The following is a 17871-nucleotide window of genomic DNA, read 5'->3' on the forward strand; positions in this document are numbered from 1 at the left end:
CCCGTGGATGACCATCTTGGGACTACAGGGGATCCGTGGTGGCGTGGGGACGACCTCGATCACCGCGGCTCTGGCCTGGTCACTGCAACTCTTAGGTGAGTCGGTGCTGGTAATTGATGCCTGCCCGGATAACCTTCTGCGCCTCTCATTTAACGTCGAGTATGAGAACCCAACCGGCTGGGCGCGGTCACTGCTGGACGGCAACGAGTGGCGCGATGCCGGCATGCGCTACACCACCCAGCTCGATCTGCTGCCGTTTGGCCGCCTGGCAGCCAACGAGTGGGAGAATGCCGCGCAGCTTGACGCCGTGGCCGCACAGCTGACCTCCGCGCTGAAAGGGTTAAAAACCCAGCAGCACTATCAATGGGTGCTGATTGACCTGCCGCACGGCGTATCACCGCTGGCGCGGCACTTTATCGATCTCTGCGACAATCTTTTTACCATTATCAAGCCCGATACCAACTGCCATGTGCGCCTGCACCAGCAGCCGCTGCCCACCGGCGCGCATCTGTTAATTAACGATCTGCGTATTGGCAGCCAGTTGCAGGACGATCTCTGGCAGGTGTGGCTGCAAAGCCAGCCGCGCATGATGCCGATGGTGATCCACCGCGATGAGGCGATGGCGGAGTGCCTGGCTTCGAAGCAGCCGCTCGGTGAGTACCGCAGCGATGCGCTGGCGGCCGAGGAGATCCTGACGCTGGCCAACTGGTGTCTGCTCCATTTCGCGCCTGCTGCACAGGGGAGTGAGGCATGATTCGCCTTGCCACCTGGCTGCTTATTTCGCCAGTGGGCGCGCGGTTGAACGCGCGCTATCAGCATTATCGCGACCATGGCGCACCGCGTTTTAGCGCGGCATTGGGCTGTTTCTGGGCGATCCTCGCCTGGATGTTTATCCCGCTGGAGCACCCGCGCTGGCAGCAGCTGCGCGCGCAGCAGAACCACTGGTTTCCGCATATCGATCCCGACCGTCCGCGCCCGCTCGACCCGGCGCGCTACCTGATTCAGACCCTGTGGCTGATGGTGACGCTCCCGCTGGGCGAGCCGAGATCGCCGCGTCGCCAGCACTTTGCCCGTCTTCGCGTGCTGCGCGGGCGCTGGCATAACTTCCTTGAAACGCTGCCGGAGCGCATGACGCAGCGCACCGGTCATCTCGACGCTAAAAAAGAGCTGGGGCACATCAACCCGAAAGTGCGGCGCATTATTCTTGGCACCGTGGTGGTCTTCTCGTTCCTGCTCGCCATTTTATGTATTACCCAGCCCTTTAACCCGCTGTCGCAATTCGTCTTTTTGATTCTGCTGTGGGGCGTGGCGCTGCTGGTGCGGCGCATTCCGGGGCGCTTCTCGGTGCTGATGCTGGTGGTGCTCTCCCTGACGGTCTCCTGCCGCTACATCTGGTGGCGCTATACCTCGACCCTCAACTGGGACGACCCGGTCAGCCTGGTGTGCGGCCTGGTGCTGCTGTTTGCTGAAACCTATGCGTGGATTGTGCTGGTGCTCGGCTACTTCCAGGTGATCTGGCCCCTTAACCGCCAGCCGGTACCGCTGCCGAAAGATATGTCGCTCTGGCCGTCGGTCGATATTTTTGTCCCGACCTACAACGAAGATCTCAACGTGGTGAAAAACACCATTTACGCCTCGCTGGGTATCGACTGGCCGAAAGATAAGCTCAAGGTCTGGATTCTGGATGATGGCGGCCGCGAAGAGTTTCGCCAGTTCGCCAAACAGGTCGGCGTCGAGTACATCGCCCGCACCAGCCATGAGCACGCGAAAGCGGGTAACATCAACAACGCCCTGAAGTATGCGAAAGGGGAGTTCGTGTCGATTTTCGACTGCGACCACGTGCCGACGCGCTCCTTCCTGCAGATGACCATGGGCTGGTTCCTGAAAGAGAAGAAGCTGGCGATGATGCAGACGCCGCACCACTTCTTCTCGCCGGACCCGTTTGAACGTAACCTCGGGCGTTTTCGTAAAACGCCGAACGAAGGCACGCTCTTTTACGGCCTGGTGCAGGATGGCAACGATATGTGGGATGCCACCTTCTTCTGCGGCTCCTGTGCGGTGATCCGCCGCGGGCCGCTGGACCAGATTGGCGGCATTGCGGTTGAGACGGTAACGGAAGATGCGCACACCTCGCTGCGTCTGCACCGCCTCGGCAATACCTCTGCTTATATGCGTATTCCGCAGGCGGCGGGGCTGGCGACCGAGAGCCTCTCGGCACATATCGGCCAGCGTATCCGTTGGGCGCGCGGCATGGTGCAGATTTTCCGCCTCGATAACCCATTGATGGGCAAAGGGCTGAAGTTTGCCCAGCGGCTCTGCTACGTCAACGCCATGTTCCATTTCCTGTCGGGCATTCCGCGGCTTATCTTCCTGACCGCGCCGCTGGCGTTTCTGCTGCTGCATGCCTACATCATCTATGCCCCGGCGATCATGATCGCGCTCTTCGTGATGCCGCATATGGTGCACGCCAGCCTGACCAACTCGAAAATCCAGGGCAAGTTCCGTCACTCCTTCTGGAGTGAGATCTACGAAACGGTGCTGGCGTGGTATATCGCACCGCCAACTTTGGTGGCGCTGATTAACCCGCACAAAGGGAAGTTCAACGTTACCGCTAAAGGCGGGCTGGTCGAAGAGGAGTATGTCGACTGGGTGATCTCGCGCCCCTATATCTTCCTCGTGCTGCTCAACCTGCTCGGCGTGGCGGTCGGCATCTGGCGCTACTTCTACGGCCCGGAAAATGAAATTCTCACGGTTTTCGTCAGTATCGCGTGGGTCTTCTACAACATGGTGATCCTCGGCGGCGCGGTGGCGGTGTCGGTGGAGAGCAAACAGGTACGCCGCGCGCACCGCGTGGAGATGACCATGCCCGCGGCGATTGCCCGTGAAGATGGGCACCTCTTCTCCTGTACCGTGCAGGACTTCTCTGACGGTGGGCTGGGCATCAAGATCAACGGCCAGGCGCAGGTGCTGGAAGGGCAGAAGGTGAGCCTGCTGCTTAAACGCGGCCAGCAGGAGTACGCCTTCCCGGCGACCGTAGCGCGCGTTAACGGCAATGAAGTGGGTCTGCAACTGCTGCCGCTGACCACCAAACAGCATATCGATTTTGTGCAGTGTACCTTCGCCCGCGCCGATACCTGGGCGCTATGGCAGGACAGCTTCCCGGAGGATAAACCTCTGGAGAGCCTGCTGGATATTTTAAAACTGGGTTTCCGCGGCTACCGCCATCTCGCGGAATTTGCTCCATCGTCCGTCAAAGTGATTTTCCGCTCGCTCACCGCGCTGGTGTCCTGGGTGGTGTCATTTATTCCGCGCCGCCCGGAACGGAATGTGGCCGTGCAGCAACCGATGACGTGATTGGCTTAACAATGATGAATACGCGATGAAAAGAAAATTATCCTGGATGTGTGCAGTGGCAGTGGGGATGAGCACGCTGGCCCCAATGATGACCCACGCAGCGCCTGCGCAACCCGCGCCGAGCGTGCCCGCCGTCGCGCCAGCGACTCAACCGGTGGTCACGCCTGCGCCGGGAGAGACGGAGAGCGTTACGCCAACCATGCCGACCGAAGGCCAGACCGTTATCGGCCAGGTGATGCCGGGCGTACAGGGGGCGAATGCGCCCGTGGTGGCCGCCAATGCGCCGTCGCGCGATGTGAAGCTCACCTTCGCCGAGATCGCGCCGCCGCCGGGCAGCATGGTGCTGCGCGGTATCAACCCGAATGGCGGGATTGAGTTCGGCACGCGCAGCGATGAAGTGGTCTCGAATGCGGTGCTCAACCTTGAGTACACGCCGTCGCCGTCGCTGTTACCGGTGCAGTCGCAGCTGAAGGTCTATCTCAACGATGAGCTGATGGGCGTGCTGCCGGTGACCAAAGAGCAACTGGGTAAGAAAACCCAGGCGCAGATGCCGATCAACCCGCTGTTTATCACCGACTTTAACCGTGTGCGGCTGGAGTTTGTCGGCCACTATCGCGACGTGTGTGAAAACCCGGCCAGCTCAACGCTGTGGCTCGATATCGGGCGCAGCAGTTCGCTGGCTCTCACCTACCAGAAGCTGTCGGTGAAAAACGATCTCTCCCACTTCCCGATCCCGTTCTACGACCCGCGCGATAACCGCCCGCTGACCTTGCCGGTAGTCTTTGCCAGCGCGCCCGATATCGCGCAGCAGCAGGCGGCGGCGATTGTCGCTTCGTGGTTCGGTTCACGCACCGGCTGGCGCGGGCAGACCTTCCCGGTCTCCTATAACGCGCTGCCGGAGAGCAACGCCATTATCTTTGCCACCAACGATAAGCGTCCTGATTTCCTTAAAGATTTGCCGCCAGCGAAGGGGCCGACCATCTCAATGGTTAACCACCCGAACAACCCTTACCTGAAGCTGCTGGTGATCAGCGGGCGTGACGATAAGGATCTGCTGCAGGCGGCGAAAGGCATTGCCCAGGGCAATGTGCTGTTCCGCGGCGAGAGCGTGACGGTGGATGAGGTGAAACCGCTGCTGGCCCGCCAGCCTTACGATGCGCCAAACTGGGTGCGCACCGACCGCGCGGTGACCTTTGGCGAGCTGAAAGGCTACGAAGAGCAGTTGCAGGCGACCGGCCTTCAGCCGTCGTCTATCAACCTGTCGCTGAACCTGCCGCCGGATCTCTATCTGCTGCGCAGCACCGGCATCGACATGAACCTCAACTATCGCTATACCGCGCCGCCGACCAAAGATGGCTCGCGGATGGATATCAGCCTGAATAACCAGTTCCTGCAATACTTCAACCTGACCGGCACCCAGGAGAGCAACAACCTGCTGCTGCGTCTGCCGGTGCTGCAAGGGCTGCTCGACAGCAAAACGGATGTCTCCATTCCGGCGCTGAAACTCGGCGCGGTGAACCAGCTGCGCTTCGATTTCCAGTATATGAACCCGATGCCGGGCGGCACGATTGATAACTGCGTTACTTTCCAGCAGGTGCCGAACCGCGTGGTGATTGGCGATGACTCCACTATCGACTTCTCGAAGTATTACCACTTCCTCGCGATGCCGGATCTGCGTGCTTTTGCTAATGCGGGCTTCCCGTTCAGCCGCATGGCGGATCTGTCGCAAACCATCGTTGTGACGCCGCCGCAGCCGACCCCGGCACAGGTCTCCACGCTGCTTGACTCGTTGGGCACGGTAGGCGCGCAGACCGGTTTCCCGGCAATTAACGTGCAGTTAACCAGCGATGGCAACCAGATCAAGGATAAAGACGCCGATATCATGATTATCGGTGCCATTCCGCCTGAGCTGAAAGATGATAAGCATATCGATCTGCTGGTGAATGCCGCGCAGAGCTGGGTAAAAACCCCGCTGCGCCAGACGCCGTTCGCCTCGATTGTGCCGGATGCCGCCGACCGCCAGGCCGATACGCAAACCGGCATTACTTCTGATGGCCCGATGGCGGCGATTATCGGCTTCCAGTCACCCTACAACGACCAGCGTAGCGTGGTGGCGCTGCTTGCCGATAGCCCGCGCGGTTATGAGTTGCTGAACGGCGCGATTAACGACAGCGGCAAGCGCGCGGCGATCTACGGCTCGGTGACGGTGATCCGTGAATCGGGGGTAAATGGCCTGCGCGTTGGCGATATTTATTATGTTGGCCACCTGCCGTGGTTTGAGCGCATCTGGTATGCGCTGGCGAACCATCCGGTGCTGCTGGCGGTGCTGGCTGCGGTCTGTGTGGTGTTGATGGCGTGGGTGCTGTGGCGCCTGCTGCGTATCATTAGCCGCCGCCGTCTTGACCCTTCGGATCATGAGTAAACGGTAATGAAAAGCGTACGCTGGGTGGTGATGGTGATGCTGGTGATGGCGGCGATGAACGTTCGCGCCGCCTGTAGCTGGCCGGCCTGGGACCACTTTAAACAGGCCTATATCAGCGACGGCGGGCGCGTTATCGACCCGAGCGATTCGCGCAAAATCACCACCTCGGAAGGGCAGAGTTATGCGCTCTTCTTCGCGCTGGCGGCGAACGATCGCGCCATGTTCGATAAAGTTTTGCGCTGGACCGAAGATAATCTCGCCGACGGCTCGCTGAACAAGCAGCTTCCCGCCTGGCTGTGGGGCAAGAAGGCTGATAACGGCTGGGAAGTGCTCGACACCAACTCCGCGTCTGATGCCGATATCTGGATCGCCTGGTCGCTGCTGGAGGCGGGCAGGCTGTGGAAAGAGGATCGCTACAGCCAGTTGGGTAAATCCCTGCTGACGCGGATTGCGAAAGAGGAAGTAGTGACGGTGCCGGGGCTCGGTTCCATGCTGCTGCCGGGCAAGGTCAGCTTTGCTGAACCGACAACGTGGCGCTTTAATCCGAGCTATCTCCCGCCGCAGCTGGCGAGCTACTTCACTCGCTTTGGCGCGCCATGGTCGACGCTGCGTGAAACCAACCTGCGCCTGCTGCTCGAGACCGCGCCGAAAGGCTTCTCACCGGACTGGGTGCGCTATGAGAAGGGTAAGGGGTGGCAACTACAGCTAGGTAAAACGCTGGTCAGCAGCTACGATGCCATCCGCGTCTATCTCTGGGTCGGCATGATGAACGATGCCGATCCGCAGAAAGCGCGCCTGCTCAACAAACTGAAGCCGATGGCGGCCGCCACCATTAAAAATGGCGTGGTGCCGGAGAAGGTGGATGTTGCCAGCGGGCAGATCCGCGGCGATGGCCCGGTCGGTTTTTCTGCCTCGATGCTTCCCTTCTTGCAGGATCGTGACGCGCAGGCCGTGCAGCGCCAGCGCGTTGCTGACCACTATCCTGGCGATGATGCTTACTTCAGCGCGGTGCTGACGCTGTTCGGCCAGGGCTGGGATCAACACCGTTTTCGCTTCACCTCTCGCGGTGAGTTACAACCTGACTGGGGCGCGGAATGCACAAGTTCGTCGTAAGTTTTCTTTGTGTTTCAATCGGCCTCTCGCTGGCACCTGCCGCCGGGGCGGCCGAGCCGACCAGCGCGCAGCAGCAGTTGCTCTCGCAGGTGCGTCTGGGCGAAAGCGCCCGCCGCGAAGATCTGGTGCGCCAGTCGCTCTATCGCCTTGAACTGATCGACCCTGATAACCCTGAAGTCGTAGCGGCGCGTATGCGCTATCTGCTGCGCCAGGGCGACAGTGCCGGTGCGCAGAAACAGCTCGACCGCTTAAAGCAATTGGCACCGGACTCCAGCGCCTATAAAGCGTCGGTTACCACCATGGCGCTCTCCTCGGCTGAAGGCCGCCAGACGCTGCAACAGGCGCGTTTACAGGCCACCACCGGCCACACGCAAGAGGCGATTGCCGCCTATGACGCGCTGTTTAAAGGCAACCCGCCGGAGGGCGATATCGCCGTTGAGTACTGGCTGCTGGTGGCAAAAGTGCCGGCGCGCCACAACGAGGCGGTCAGCCGGTTGCAGGCGCTGAACAGCCGTAACCCGGGGAATGCGCAGCTGCAGGGCGGACTGGCGCAGATGCTGTTTGCCGACGGGCGCGATGCCGAGGGCTACGCGCTGCTGGAGGAGATGGCGAAATCGAACGCCGGGCGCGACACCGCAGCCGGGCTCTGGTATCAGCAGATCCAGCGCATGCCGGTCAGCGATGCCAGCGTGAAAGCGCTACAACATTTTCTGACTCTCTTCTCCGCTGGCGACACGGTCGATAACGCCCGTTCCCTGCTGGCGGCGCAGCAAAAACAGCTGGCTGACCCGGCGTTTCGCGCCCGTGCGACCGGCCTTGCGGCAGTCGATGCCGGGCAGGGCGGGAAAGCGATTGGTGAGCTACAGCAGGCGGTTAATGCTAACAGTGCCGACAGCGAAGCCGTCGGCGCGCTGGGCCAGGCTTATTCCCAACGCGGCGATCGCGCCCGCGCGGTGGCGCAGTTTGAAAAAGCGATCGCCATGGATCCGAACAGCGGCAATCGCAGCAAGTGGGACAGCCTGCTGCAAACCAACCGCTACTGGCTGCTGATCCAGCAGGGCGATGCGGCGTTAAAAGCCAATAATCCGGCGCAGGCCGAGCGTTACTACCAGCAGGCAACGGCAACGGATAATAGCGACAGCTACGCGGTGCTCGGCCTTGGTGACGCGGCGGCAGCGCGCAAAGATAACGCCGCGGCGGAAACCTTCTACCGCCAGGCGCTGCGCATGGACAGTGAAAACACCAATGCCGTGCGCGGGCTGGCCAATATTTACCGCGCCGAGTCGCCGGAAAAAGCCGAAAGCTTTATCCGCTCCCTTAACGCCAGCCAGCGGCGCAGCATCGACGATATTGAACGCGGCCTGAATAATGACCGCTTAGCGCAGCAGGCCGAAGCGCTGGAGAGCAAAGGCGAGTGGGCGCAGGCCGCCGCGCTGCAACGCCAGCGGCTGGCGCTCGATCCGGGCAGTGTCTGGATCACCTACCGGCTGGCGAGCGATCTGCGCCAGGCCGGGCAGGCGGGCGAAGCGGACAGCCTGATGCGGCAACTGGCGACGCAGAAAGCGGGCGATGCGGAGCAGGTTTACGCCTATGGGCTCTATCTCTCCGGCACCGAGCATTCGCAGGCGGCGCTGGATCATCTCAACACGCTGCCGAAGGCGCAGTGGAACAGCAATATTCAGGAGCTGGCCGACCGGCTGCAAAGCAATCAACTGCTGGAGCGGGCGAACCGCCTGCGCGACAGCGGCCACGAAGATGAGGCTATCGCTCTATTAACTCAGCAGCCGGCGAGCACGCGGCTCGATTTAACCGTTGCCGACTGGGCGCAGCAGCGCGGCGATGCCACCGAGGCGCAGGATTACTATCAGCGGGCGCTCAAGCGGGAACCGGCTAACGAAGAGGCCCTGCTCGGGCTGGCTGAACTCTATGCCTACAGCGGCAATCCGCTGGCGGCGCGGACGCAGCTGGCGAAACTGCCTGCCGCCTCAGCCAGCGGTGAACCGCCCTCGATCAACACCCAGCGGCGACTGGCGCTGGTAGAGAACCAGCTTGGCGATAGCGCCAGCGCACAACGCATTTTCAGCGCCATTGTGCCGCAGGCCAAAGCACAGCCGCCGTCGATGGAGAGCGCGCTGGTGCTGCGCGATGCCGCACGGTTTGAGGCGCAGAACGGCGCGCCGCAACAGGCGCTGGAGCACTATAAAGAGGCGATGGTCGCCGCAGGCATTACGCCGCAGCGCCCTGCCGATAACGACACCTTTACTCGCCTGACGCGCAACGATGAGCGCGATGACTGGCTGAAGCGCGGCGTGCGTAGCGATGCGGCGGATCTCTATCGCCAGCAGGATCTCAACGTCACGCTGCAACATGAGTACTCCGGCTCCAGCGGCACCGGCGGCTATTCCGATTTGAAAGGCCACACCACCATGTTGCAGGCGGATACGCCGCTGGCGGACGGGCGGCTGTTGCTGCGCGCCGACATGGTGGATATGGATGTGGGCACCTTCAGCCAGAATGCCGATGGTACCTACAGCCCGAACTTTGGTACCTGTGGAGACATTGATTGCGTGGGCGGTAACCGCCATCAGTCCGATCGCGGCGTCAGTATCGGCGCAGGCTGGCGTAACGAACGCTGGGGGATGGATATCGGTACTACGCCGATGGGCTTTAACGTTGTCGATGTGGTTGGCGGCGTGAGCTACAGCGGAGATGCCGGGCCGCTCGGTTATACCGTTGATCTGCACCGTCGCGCTATCTCCAGCTCGCTGCTGGCCTTTGGCGGGCAGAAAGATCCCAACACCGGGAAAACCTGGGGCGGGGTGCGCGCCAACGGCGCGACGCTGAGCCTCAGTTACGATAAGGGTGAAGCGAACGGCGTCTGGGCAAGCCTCGGCGCGGATACGCTGCAGGGGAAAAACGTCGACGATAACTGGCGCGTGCGCTGGATGACCGGCTACTACTACAAGCTGATTAACGAGAATAATCGTCGCGTTACCGTCGGCCTGAACAACATGATCTGGCACTACGACAAAGACCTGAGTAACTACACGCTGGGCCAGGGCGGTTACTACAGCCCGCAGGAGTACCTCTCGTTCGCGGTGCCGGTGCTGTGGCGTCAACGCACGGAGAACTGGTCGTGGGAGCTGGGCGGTTCCGCGTCGTGGTCTCATTCGCGTAACAAAACCATGCCGCGCTATCCGCGTGCTGGCCTGCTTCCGGCTGATTTCCGCGACCAGTTGCGCGGTGTACCGGAGACGGGAAGCCACAGTAACGGCTTTGGTTATACGGCGCGGGCGCTGGTCGAGCGGCGGGTGACCAACAACTGGTTTGTCGGTGCGGGCATTGATATTCAGCAGGCGAAAGATTACACCCCAAGCCACGGGATGATTTATGTGCGCTACTCCGGCGCGGGCTGGCAGGGCGACATGGATATGCCGCTGCAACCGCTGGTGCCGCAGGCCGACTGGTAAAAATAGACTATTCCTGGCGGAAGATCGCCGCGCATCGGCTGCGTTGCGCGGCGGTTAATCGCATAAGATTCAAAAGGTTATTACATCTTTTTGCGCCACTCGCGGGCCAATGAGAATCTGCGTAGCCCCTTATCTTAATCGCCCTGCGATAGAGTATACTCTGGCGGCAGAGTCATCCTGACCCATCCTCTGCGCCGATTGTTTCTCTGGAGAGTGATTTTGCGTGTTAGCCGTTCTTTAACCATCAAACAAATGGCCATGGTTGCTGTTGTCTCCATGTTCTTTGTGCTTATTTTTTGCGTTATTTTGCTGTTCCATTTCCTGCAGCAGAATCGCTATAACACGGCTACGCAACTGGAAAGTATCGCCCGCTCTGTGCGCGAACCCCTCTCGGCGGCAATTTTAAAGGCGGATATTCCTGAAGCCGAAGCGATCATCAAACAGATTAAGCCCGCCGGGGTGGTAAGCCGCGCCGACGTGATGCTGCCCAACCAGTTCCAGGCGCTGCGCATGCGCTTTATTCCCGAGCGCCCGGTGCCGGTAACCATTACCCGCATGTTTGAGTTGCCGATCCAGATTTCACTGCCTATCTACTCGCTTGAGCGCCCGGTCAACCCGCAGCCGCTGGCCTACCTTGTGCTGCAGGCAGACTCGTACCGCGTCTATAAGTTTGTGATCAGTACCCTGTCGACGTTAGTGACGGCTTACTTACTGCTGACGTTAATGCTGACCGTGGCGCTCACCTGGTGTATCAACCGGCTGGTGATGCATCCGCTGCGTAAAATCGCCCGCGAACTGGATGAGATCCCGCCGCAGGCGCTCCCCGGCCACCAGTTGCCGCTGCCGCGCCATCATAAAGATGATGAAATTGGCCGCATCGTGCGCAGCTATAACCGCAACCAGCAGCAGCTACAGCATCAGCAGGAGGAGAGCCATACGCAAACGGTGCGCTTCCCGGTCTCCGAATTGCCGAATAAAGCCGTCCTGCTGGCGCTGCTTGAGCAGGCCCTCACTGCCGATGCGCGCGCGGCGCTGTTGATAATCTCCAGCGACACCCTGCGCGACACCGCCGGGGTGCTGCATGAAGATCAGCGTGAAGTGCTGCTGCTGACGCTGGTGGAGAAGCTTAAATCGGTGCTGTCGCCGGGTATGCTGCTGGCGCAGCTTAATATCAGCGATTTTGCCCTCTTCGCGCCCGCCATTCAGCAGCCCTGGCAGGCGATGAAATTAAGTAAGCAAGTGCTCACTGTTATCAACGAGCGTGTGCCGCTGAAGGGCATTCAGTTGCGCCCTCACGCCAACCTTGGGGTGGCAATGACGGGCAGCACGCACTCTGCGCAGGCGCTTATGCAGCAGGCCACTTCCGCGCTTGCCGCCGCCCAGCGAAATGGTAAAAACCAGATCCACTTCTTCGATGCGCAGCAGCGCGAAGCGGCCCAGCGCTGGCTGTTGCAGGAAGCTGACCTTCTCTCTGCTCTTGAGCAGCAGCGTTTTGCGCTCTGGCTGCAACCGCTACGGGCGCAGCCGGATAGCAAAGTGGTCAGCGCCCGTGCGCTGCTGCGTTTACGTAAGTCTGATGATAACGAGGTCGCAGACGCCGAACTGTTCGCGCAAATCGAGGCCTGTGGGCTGACGGGCAAAGTGTGCGACTGGATGCTGGAAGAGGCGTGTCACCTGCTGGCCGACTGGCAGGCACGGGGCATTACGCTGCCGCTGGCGGTTGCGCTTCCTGCTGAGGCACTGTTGCAGCAGGCGAATGTTGCCGGTGTTGCTGAGCGGCTGCGCCACTACGATCTTCCGCCTCAGAGTTTGCGTCTTGATATCTGCGAACGTCAGCTCTTTTCCGCTAAGGATGAGGCGGTATCGCCAGATGCCTTTGAGAAGCGCTATCTGGCCGCTGCGGGCGTTGATTAAAATAGTTACTTTGTTACGAGATTGTGCGAGTCAGCTCAAAGTTTTTAACATTCTTGTTTCAGAAACGCCGTAAGCACATTTCTGTCATTCAGGACGGGTGTTATTTTTAATCCGCAGGCTAACCGAAAACCCTATAAAGCCTGAGGTTAATCTCAAGGACACCTTATGAAAACCTCCCTGTTTAAAAGTCTCTACTTTCAGGTCCTGACAGCGATCGCTATCGGTATTTTGCTTGGCCATTACTACCCTGAACTCGGCGCACAGATGAAACCCCTTGGTGATGGCTTCGTGAAGCTCATCAAGATGATCATCGCGCCGGTTATCTTCTGTACCGTTGTTACCGGTATTGCCGGTATGGAGAGCATGAAAGCGGTCGGGCGTACCGGCGCGGTGGCACTGCTCTACTTTGAAATTGTCAGTACGCTGGCGCTGATCATCGGCCTGATTATCGTCAACGTCGTGCAACCCGGCGCAGGGATGAACGTCGATCCCTCCACCCTCGATGCCAAGGCGGTGGCGGTCTACGCCGAACAGGCGCAGTCGCAGGGGATTGTGGCGTTTATTATGGATGTCATCCCGGCGAGCGTGATTGGCGCTTTCGCCAGCGGCAACATCCTGCAAGTGCTGCTCTTCGCCGTGCTGTTTGGTTTTGCCCTGCATCGCCTGGGCCACAAAGGCCAGCTGATTTTTAACGTCATCGAAAGCTTCTCGCAGGTGATTTTCGGCATCATCAACATGATTATGCGCCTGGCACCCATCGGGGCGTTCGGGGCGATGGCCTTCACCATCGGCAAATATGGCGTCGGCTCGCTGGTGCAGCTGGGTCAGCTGATCATCTGCTTCTACGCCACTTGTATTCTGTTTGTGGTGATTGTGCTTGGCTCCATCGCCCGCGTCACCGGCTTCAACATCTTCAAATTCATTCGCTATATCCGCGAAGAGCTGCTGATTGTGCTGGGCACCTCCTCCTCGGAGTCAGCGCTGCCGCGCATGCTGGAGAAGATGGAGCGCCTGGGCTGCCGCAAATCGGTGGTGGGTCTGGTGATCCCGACCGGCTATTCGTTTAACCTGGACGGCACCTCTATCTACCTGACGATGGCGGCGGTGTTTATCGCCCAGGCGACCAACAGCCATATGGATATTTTCCATCAGATCACCCTGCTGGTGGTGCTGCTGCTCTCCTCCAAAGGGGCGGCCGGGGTTACAGGTAGCGGCTTTATCGTGCTGGCGGCAACGCTCTCTGCGGTTGGCCACCTGCCGGTTGCGGGCCTGGCGCTGATCCTCGGTATTGACCGCTTTATGTCCGAAGCGCGTGCGCTGACCAACCTGGTCGGTAACGGCGTGGCGACCATTGTGGTGGCGAAATGGGTTAAAGAGCTGGATGAAAAACAGCTTAACGATACGCTTAATAATCGAACCAGCGCCGCAAAAACGTCAGAAATCTCTTCATAATTTCAAGACTTACGCCCGTAGTCCTTGTCTGACTACGGGCAGCTAAGCATAATTACCCCCTTGCTTCCGTCACAATTCACGCTGAATTTTCGGGATTCTTCACTTCGCGCTGTGACGTTTTGCGTTTCCTGCGGTCTAAAAGCGGAGTGTTTTATGTCTGTCCATTGACCTATGGGCGGCATACTTTTTAACCAGGAATGTTGATTAGGGGTTCTCATGCAGGGCACAAAAATTCGATTGTTAACAGGCGGGTTGCTGATGTTGGCAGCGGCCGGTTATGTGCAGGCAGAGGCGCTCCAGCCCGATCCGGCATGGCAACAAGGCAAGCTGGCGAATGGTTTCCAGTGGCAGGTTCTCTCCACTCCGCAGCGCCCCAGCGATCGTATTGAAATCCGACTCTCGATTGATACCGGCTCGCTCACCGAAAATGCGCAGCAGAGCGGTTTCAGTCACGTTATTCCCCGCGTTGCCTTAACCCATAGCGGCCGCCTCGAACCGGCGCAGGTGCGATCTCTCTGGCAACAGGGTATTGACCCGAAACGCCCGCTGCCGCCGGCGCTGGTCTCCTACGAATACACGCTCTATAACCTCAGCCTGCCGAATAACCGCAGCGATCTGCTGAAAGAGGCGATGGTCTACCTGGCCGATGCCGCCGGGAAACTGACCGTTACCCCAGAGACGGTAAATTACGCGCTGAGCAGCAATGATATGGTCGCGACCTGGCCTGCCGACACCAAAGAGAGCTGGTGGCGCTACCGCCTGAAAGGGTCGCCGCTGCTAAGCCACGATCCGGCGGCAAAAGTGAAAGCGCCGGTCGATGCCGCGCAGCTGAAAGATTTCTATGAAAAATGGTACACGCCGGATGCGATGACGCTGATTGTGGTCGGTAACGTCGACAGCCGCGCGGTCGCCGAGCAGATCACCAAAACCTTTGGCGAACTGAAAGGCAAACGCCATACGCCGACCCCGGTGGCGACGCTTTCGCCGCTGCCGCATCAGCCGGTGAGCTTGATGAGCGAGGCGGTCACCCAGGATCGCCTGTCGATCATGTGGGAGTCGGCCTGGCAGCCGATCCGCGAATCGGCGGAGCTGGAGCGCTACTGGCGGGCAGATTTAGCCCGTGAAGCGCTGTTCTGGCACGTTCAGCAGAGCCTCAACAAGAACAATGCCAAAGATCTGAGCCTCGGCTTCGACTGCCGCGTGCTGTTCCAGCGTGCGCAGTGCGCCATTAACGTTGATTCGCCAAACGACAAGCTGAACGCCAACACCGGCGTAATTGCGCGCGAGCTGGCGAAAGTGCGGGAGAAAGGGTTGCCGGAAGAGGAGCTGAAGGCGCTGATTGCGCAGAAATCCCTCGAACTGCAAAAGCTGTTTGCCACTTATGCGCGCGCCGATACCGATATTCTCATCAGCCAGCGGATGCGTTCCCTGCAAAACCAGGTGGTGGATATCGCGCCGGAGCAGTACCAGAAACTGCGCCAGCGTTTTCTCGACAACCTGACGCCGCAGATGCTGAACCAGGATCTGCACCAGCAGCTGTCTCAGGAGATGACGCTGGTGCTGATGCAGCCGAAAGGCGAGCCGGAGCATAACATGCAGGATCTGCAGGCAACGTGGGACGAGGTGATGAAACCGCAGACCGCCGCGCCCGCCGCCGCCAGCGAGGATGTGCGACCGGATGTGTCGGATATCCCGCCGCAGCAGTAAGTAAGCATAAAATGGGGCCGTAACTGCGGCCCCAATGAATATCCAGAGTAGTTCATCTAAAACAAGGCTGTTGTGGTGAAGAAATACCTCTCTCTCCTTCTACCTCTCTTTCTCGCAGGTTGCCCGATGGGCGATCGCATCAATATGCGCATCGCGCAATCTACGGCGGTAAATAACCAGCTCTGTGTGTCGGTAGAAGAACCCGATGCGGGAGAGAAGGCGCTGGAAATATGGGTCTGGGATATCACCAACGCCCGGCAAGTCTATGAAAAATCATATGCCACAGCGCCGCAGTTGCTTGAGCCTGGCAAATGCATTTCTGGCCTGGAAGGCTTTGCCTTCAAAGAGGGCAATAAATATAACGTCTCTGTGGGTACAGGGTTACGTTCATATGAGGCTCGATTTTCAGTATCGAAGCAGGGCAAGAAGCTGGTGGTGAATGAGTGACAGAACTAAAACAGGTCGCCCCGCATAACGACGGGGCGACTTAACGTTATTACTCCGGCATTGCCTCGCGCGGAATAATCGCGCCGCGATACTGGATAACGGTGCTGGCGGTAAGATGTCCGCGTTTCGCCGCTTCAGAAGCCTCGCCGCCGGTCAGGCGCACGGCAAGGTAACCGGCGCTGAAGGAGTCGCCCGCTGCTGTGGTATCGATCACCTTCTCTTTCGGCAGCTTCACCGCCGGGATCTCAATCACCGCTTCGCCAGCAATTGCCACCAGGCAGGAGTCCGCGCCGCGCTTGATCACCACTTCACTGACGCCCGCTTGCTGGGTGCGCTCAATCACCGTCTCCACTGGCTGCTCGCCCCAGAGCAGATCTTCATCATCCAGCGTCAGGAAGGCGATATCGGTGCAGGCGAGCATCTGCTGATAGACCTCGCGGGTCTCCTCTTTGCTCGCCCACAGGCGCGGGCGGTAGTTGTTATCGAAAATCACTTTGCCGCCGTTGGCGCGGCACTCTTTCAGCAGCGACAGAAGCTTCGCCCGGCTGCCGGGGCTGAGAATTGCCAGGCTAATACCGCTCAGGTAGAGGTAGTCGAAGGTCGCCAGTTTTTCGCAAATTTCCGCCGACTGCTCGCTCTCCAGCCAGAATTTCGCCGCCGCTTCGTTACGCCAGTAGTAGAAGGTGCGCTCGCCGCTGCTGTCGGTTTCGATGTAGTAGAGACCCGGCAGACGGTTCTCCATACGCTGCGTCAGGCTGGTATCAACCGCTTCCTGCTGCCAGGCGTCGAGCATCTGCTGGCTGAAGTTGTCGGTACCGAGCGCGGTAACGTAATGCACCGCCAGCGCCGACGGATTAACCTGGCGGGCGATATAAACAGAGGTGTTCAGCGTGTCGCCACCAAAGCCACGGTTAACTTCTGCGCCTTTTTGTGACAGCTCAATCATGCATTCGCCGATGACGGCAATTTTCCTGGACATAGTCGTAACCTGAATCAGATAAATTATCGCTAGTGTGCGATGGGGCTGTTTTGTGGTCAACTATATTAAAACATCGTTCCACTATTTTTTTGAGCTAAGACGTATTACCTGCAATTAGCACGCTATGCTTTTTCCATTTTGCCGGGTAACCCGAGGTAAAGTTCTCAGAACACCCGCCGATAACCTGTTGACGAGTTCCTCCAGATCATCCCCATCGACAGGACAGCAGAAATGACGTTACAGCAGGTCAACACGCCGCCAGACATTCCTCATATGAATGTCGAAAGCTTGCACGAGCACCGTTACTGGCTGCAGTGCGAGCGTGCGTACACTTACCAGCCCATCTATAAAACCGATGGTCGTCTGATGGCGATTGAAGTGCTGACCGTAGTAACTCACCCCTCGCAGCCGGAAAAACGTATCGCGCCCGATCGCTACTTCTCAGAAGTGCCGGTGCGCCAGCGTATTGATGTGGTGCATGAACAGCTTGCGCTGTTGGCGAAGCAGAAAGATTTCTTTGCGCAGCACGGCGTGCTGGCGTCGGTGAATGTCGATGGCCCAACGCTGCTGGCGATGCGGCAGTATGGTGACGTCATGGCGCTGGTCGATTCACTGCCGTGGATCCGTTTCGAACTGGTGGAGCATATTGGCTTACCGCAGGACTCGTCGTTTGCTTCCATCTGCGAGATTGGCCCGCTATGGCTGGATGATTTTGGTACCGGCATGGCCAACTTCTCCGCGCTGAGCGAAGTGCGTTATGACTACATCAAAATCGCGCGGGAGCTCTTTATGATGCTGCGCAAAACGCCGGAAGGGCAGAATCTCTTCACCCTGCTGCTGCAACTGATGAACCACTACTGCCAGGGCGTGATCGTCGAAGGCGTTGAAACGCTGGAGGAGTGGCGCGATGTGCAAAACTCGCCCGCCTTTGCCGCGCAGGGCTATTTCCTCTCGCGTCCGGTTCCGCTGGCCAATCTTGAGAATGTAATACTCGATCTTTAACCGCTGCCCTT

10 protein-coding genes and 1 pseudogene are annotated in these 17871 nt (G+C 59.2%); 10 read left to right on the forward strand and 1 reads right to left on the reverse strand.

Annotated elements, in window-relative coordinates:
- The first annotated feature begins 7 nt into the window (after nt 1-7).
- The 9 genes and pseudogenes from bcsQ (at nt 8) to IAE50_RS18785 (ending at nt 15879) form a co-directional block, all read left to right on the forward strand.
- The gene (bcsQ, locus tag IAE50_RS18745) at nt 8-754 is read left to right on the forward strand and encodes a cellulose biosynthesis protein BcsQ (protein ID WP_094422523.1); all 747 of its coding nucleotides are present in this window, start codon (nt 8-10) and stop codon (nt 752-754) included.
- Nucleotides 751-3354, forward strand: coding sequence for a UDP-forming cellulose synthase catalytic subunit (gene bcsA, locus IAE50_RS18750; RefSeq protein ID WP_200580933.1), 2604 nt, complete (start codon nt 751-753; stop codon nt 3352-3354). The genes bcsQ and bcsA overlap by 4 nt, the downstream gene beginning before the upstream one ends.
- A 25-nt stretch (nt 3355-3379) precedes the next feature.
- Nucleotides 3380-5776 (forward strand): cellulose biosynthesis cyclic di-GMP-binding regulatory protein BcsB, encoded by a 2397-nt coding sequence (gene bcsB / locus IAE50_RS18755; protein ID WP_200580934.1) that lies wholly within the window; start codon nt 3380-3382, stop codon nt 5774-5776.
- A 6-nt stretch (nt 5777-5782) separates the two neighbouring features.
- Entirely contained in the window at nt 5783-6889 is a 1107-nt protein-coding gene (gene bcsZ / locus IAE50_RS18760; protein ID WP_200580935.1) for a cellulose synthase complex periplasmic endoglucanase BcsZ, read from the forward strand.
- Nucleotides 6871-10359 (forward strand): cellulose synthase complex outer membrane protein BcsC, encoded by a 3489-nt coding sequence (gene bcsC, locus IAE50_RS18765; RefSeq protein ID WP_200580936.1) that lies wholly within the window; start codon nt 6871-6873, stop codon nt 10357-10359. The genes bcsZ and bcsC overlap by 19 nt, the downstream gene beginning before the upstream one ends.
- Before the next feature lie 219 nt (nt 10360-10578).
- Nucleotides 10579-12225 (forward strand): annotated as a pseudogene (locus tag IAE50_RS18770) (EAL domain-containing protein); the annotation flags it as partial.
- A gap of 213 nt (nt 12226-12438) precedes the next feature.
- On the forward strand, nt 12439-13725 hold the full coding sequence (locus IAE50_RS18775) for a dicarboxylate/amino acid:cation symporter (protein WP_124967047.1): 1287 nt from the start codon (nt 12439-12441) through the stop codon (nt 13723-13725).
- Nucleotides 13726-13941: 216 nt separating this feature from the next.
- The gene (locus IAE50_RS18780) at nt 13942-15432 is read left to right on the forward strand and encodes a pitrilysin family protein (protein ID WP_042713242.1); all 1491 of its coding nucleotides are present in this window, start codon (nt 13942-13944) and stop codon (nt 15430-15432) included.
- Nucleotides 15433-15507: 75 nt separating this feature from the next.
- Complete coding sequence (locus IAE50_RS18785; protein WP_375287630.1) at nt 15508-15879, forward strand: putative T6SS immunity periplasmic lipoprotein; 372 nt, start codon at nt 15508-15510, stop codon at nt 15877-15879.
- A gap of 49 nt (nt 15880-15928) precedes the next feature.
- Here the strand turns inward: IAE50_RS18785 and IAE50_RS18790 are convergent, their stop codons facing one another.
- On the reverse strand, nt 15929-16858 hold the full coding sequence (locus IAE50_RS18790; protein WP_200580939.1) for a sugar kinase: 930 nt from the start codon (nt 16856-16858) through the stop codon (nt 15929-15931).
- Between the two features lie 231 nt (nt 16859-17089).
- On the opposite strand from IAE50_RS18790, the gene pdeH reads away from it, so the two are divergent.
- Nucleotides 17090-17860: a cyclic-guanylate-specific phosphodiesterase gene (gene pdeH, locus IAE50_RS18795; RefSeq protein WP_042713240.1), complete on the forward strand. Its 771-nt coding sequence runs from the start codon at nt 17090-17092 to the stop codon at nt 17858-17860.
- Nucleotides 17861-17871: the final 11 nt, after the last annotated feature.

Origin of the sequence: Kosakonia sp. S42 (genome assembly GCF_016624785.1) — a bacterium.
GTDB lineage: Bacteria > Pseudomonadota > Gammaproteobacteria > Enterobacterales > Enterobacteriaceae > Kosakonia > Kosakonia cowanii.

Excerpts from the sequence above, each read along its gene's own strand:
- bcsQ (WP_094422523.1), top strand. The coding sequence starts at position 8 with ATGACCATCTTGGGACTACAGGGGATCCGTGGTGGCGTGGGGACGACC.
- bcsA (WP_200580933.1), top strand. The coding sequence starts at position 751 with ATGATTCGCCTTGCCACCTGGCTGCTTATTTCGCCAGTGGGCGCGCGG.
- bcsB (WP_200580934.1), top strand. The coding sequence starts at position 3,380 with ATGAAAAGAAAATTATCCTGGATGTGTGCAGTGGCAGTGGGGATGAGC.
- bcsZ (WP_200580935.1), top strand. The coding sequence starts at position 5,783 with ATGAAAAGCGTACGCTGGGTGGTGATGGTGATGCTGGTGATGGCGGCG.
- bcsC (WP_200580936.1), top strand. The coding sequence starts at position 6,871 with ATGCACAAGTTCGTCGTAAGTTTTCTTTGTGTTTCAATCGGCCTCTCG.
- IAE50_RS18775 (WP_124967047.1), top strand. The coding sequence starts at position 12,439 with ATGAAAACCTCCCTGTTTAAAAGTCTCTACTTTCAGGTCCTGACAGCG.
- IAE50_RS18780 (WP_042713242.1), top strand. The coding sequence starts at position 13,942 with ATGCAGGGCACAAAAATTCGATTGTTAACAGGCGGGTTGCTGATGTTG.
- IAE50_RS18790 (WP_200580939.1), bottom strand. The coding sequence starts at position 16,858 with ATGTCCAGGAAAATTGCCGTCATCGGCGAATGCATGATTGAGCTGTCA.
- pdeH (WP_042713240.1), top strand. The coding sequence starts at position 17,090 with ATGACGTTACAGCAGGTCAACACGCCGCCAGACATTCCTCATATGAAT.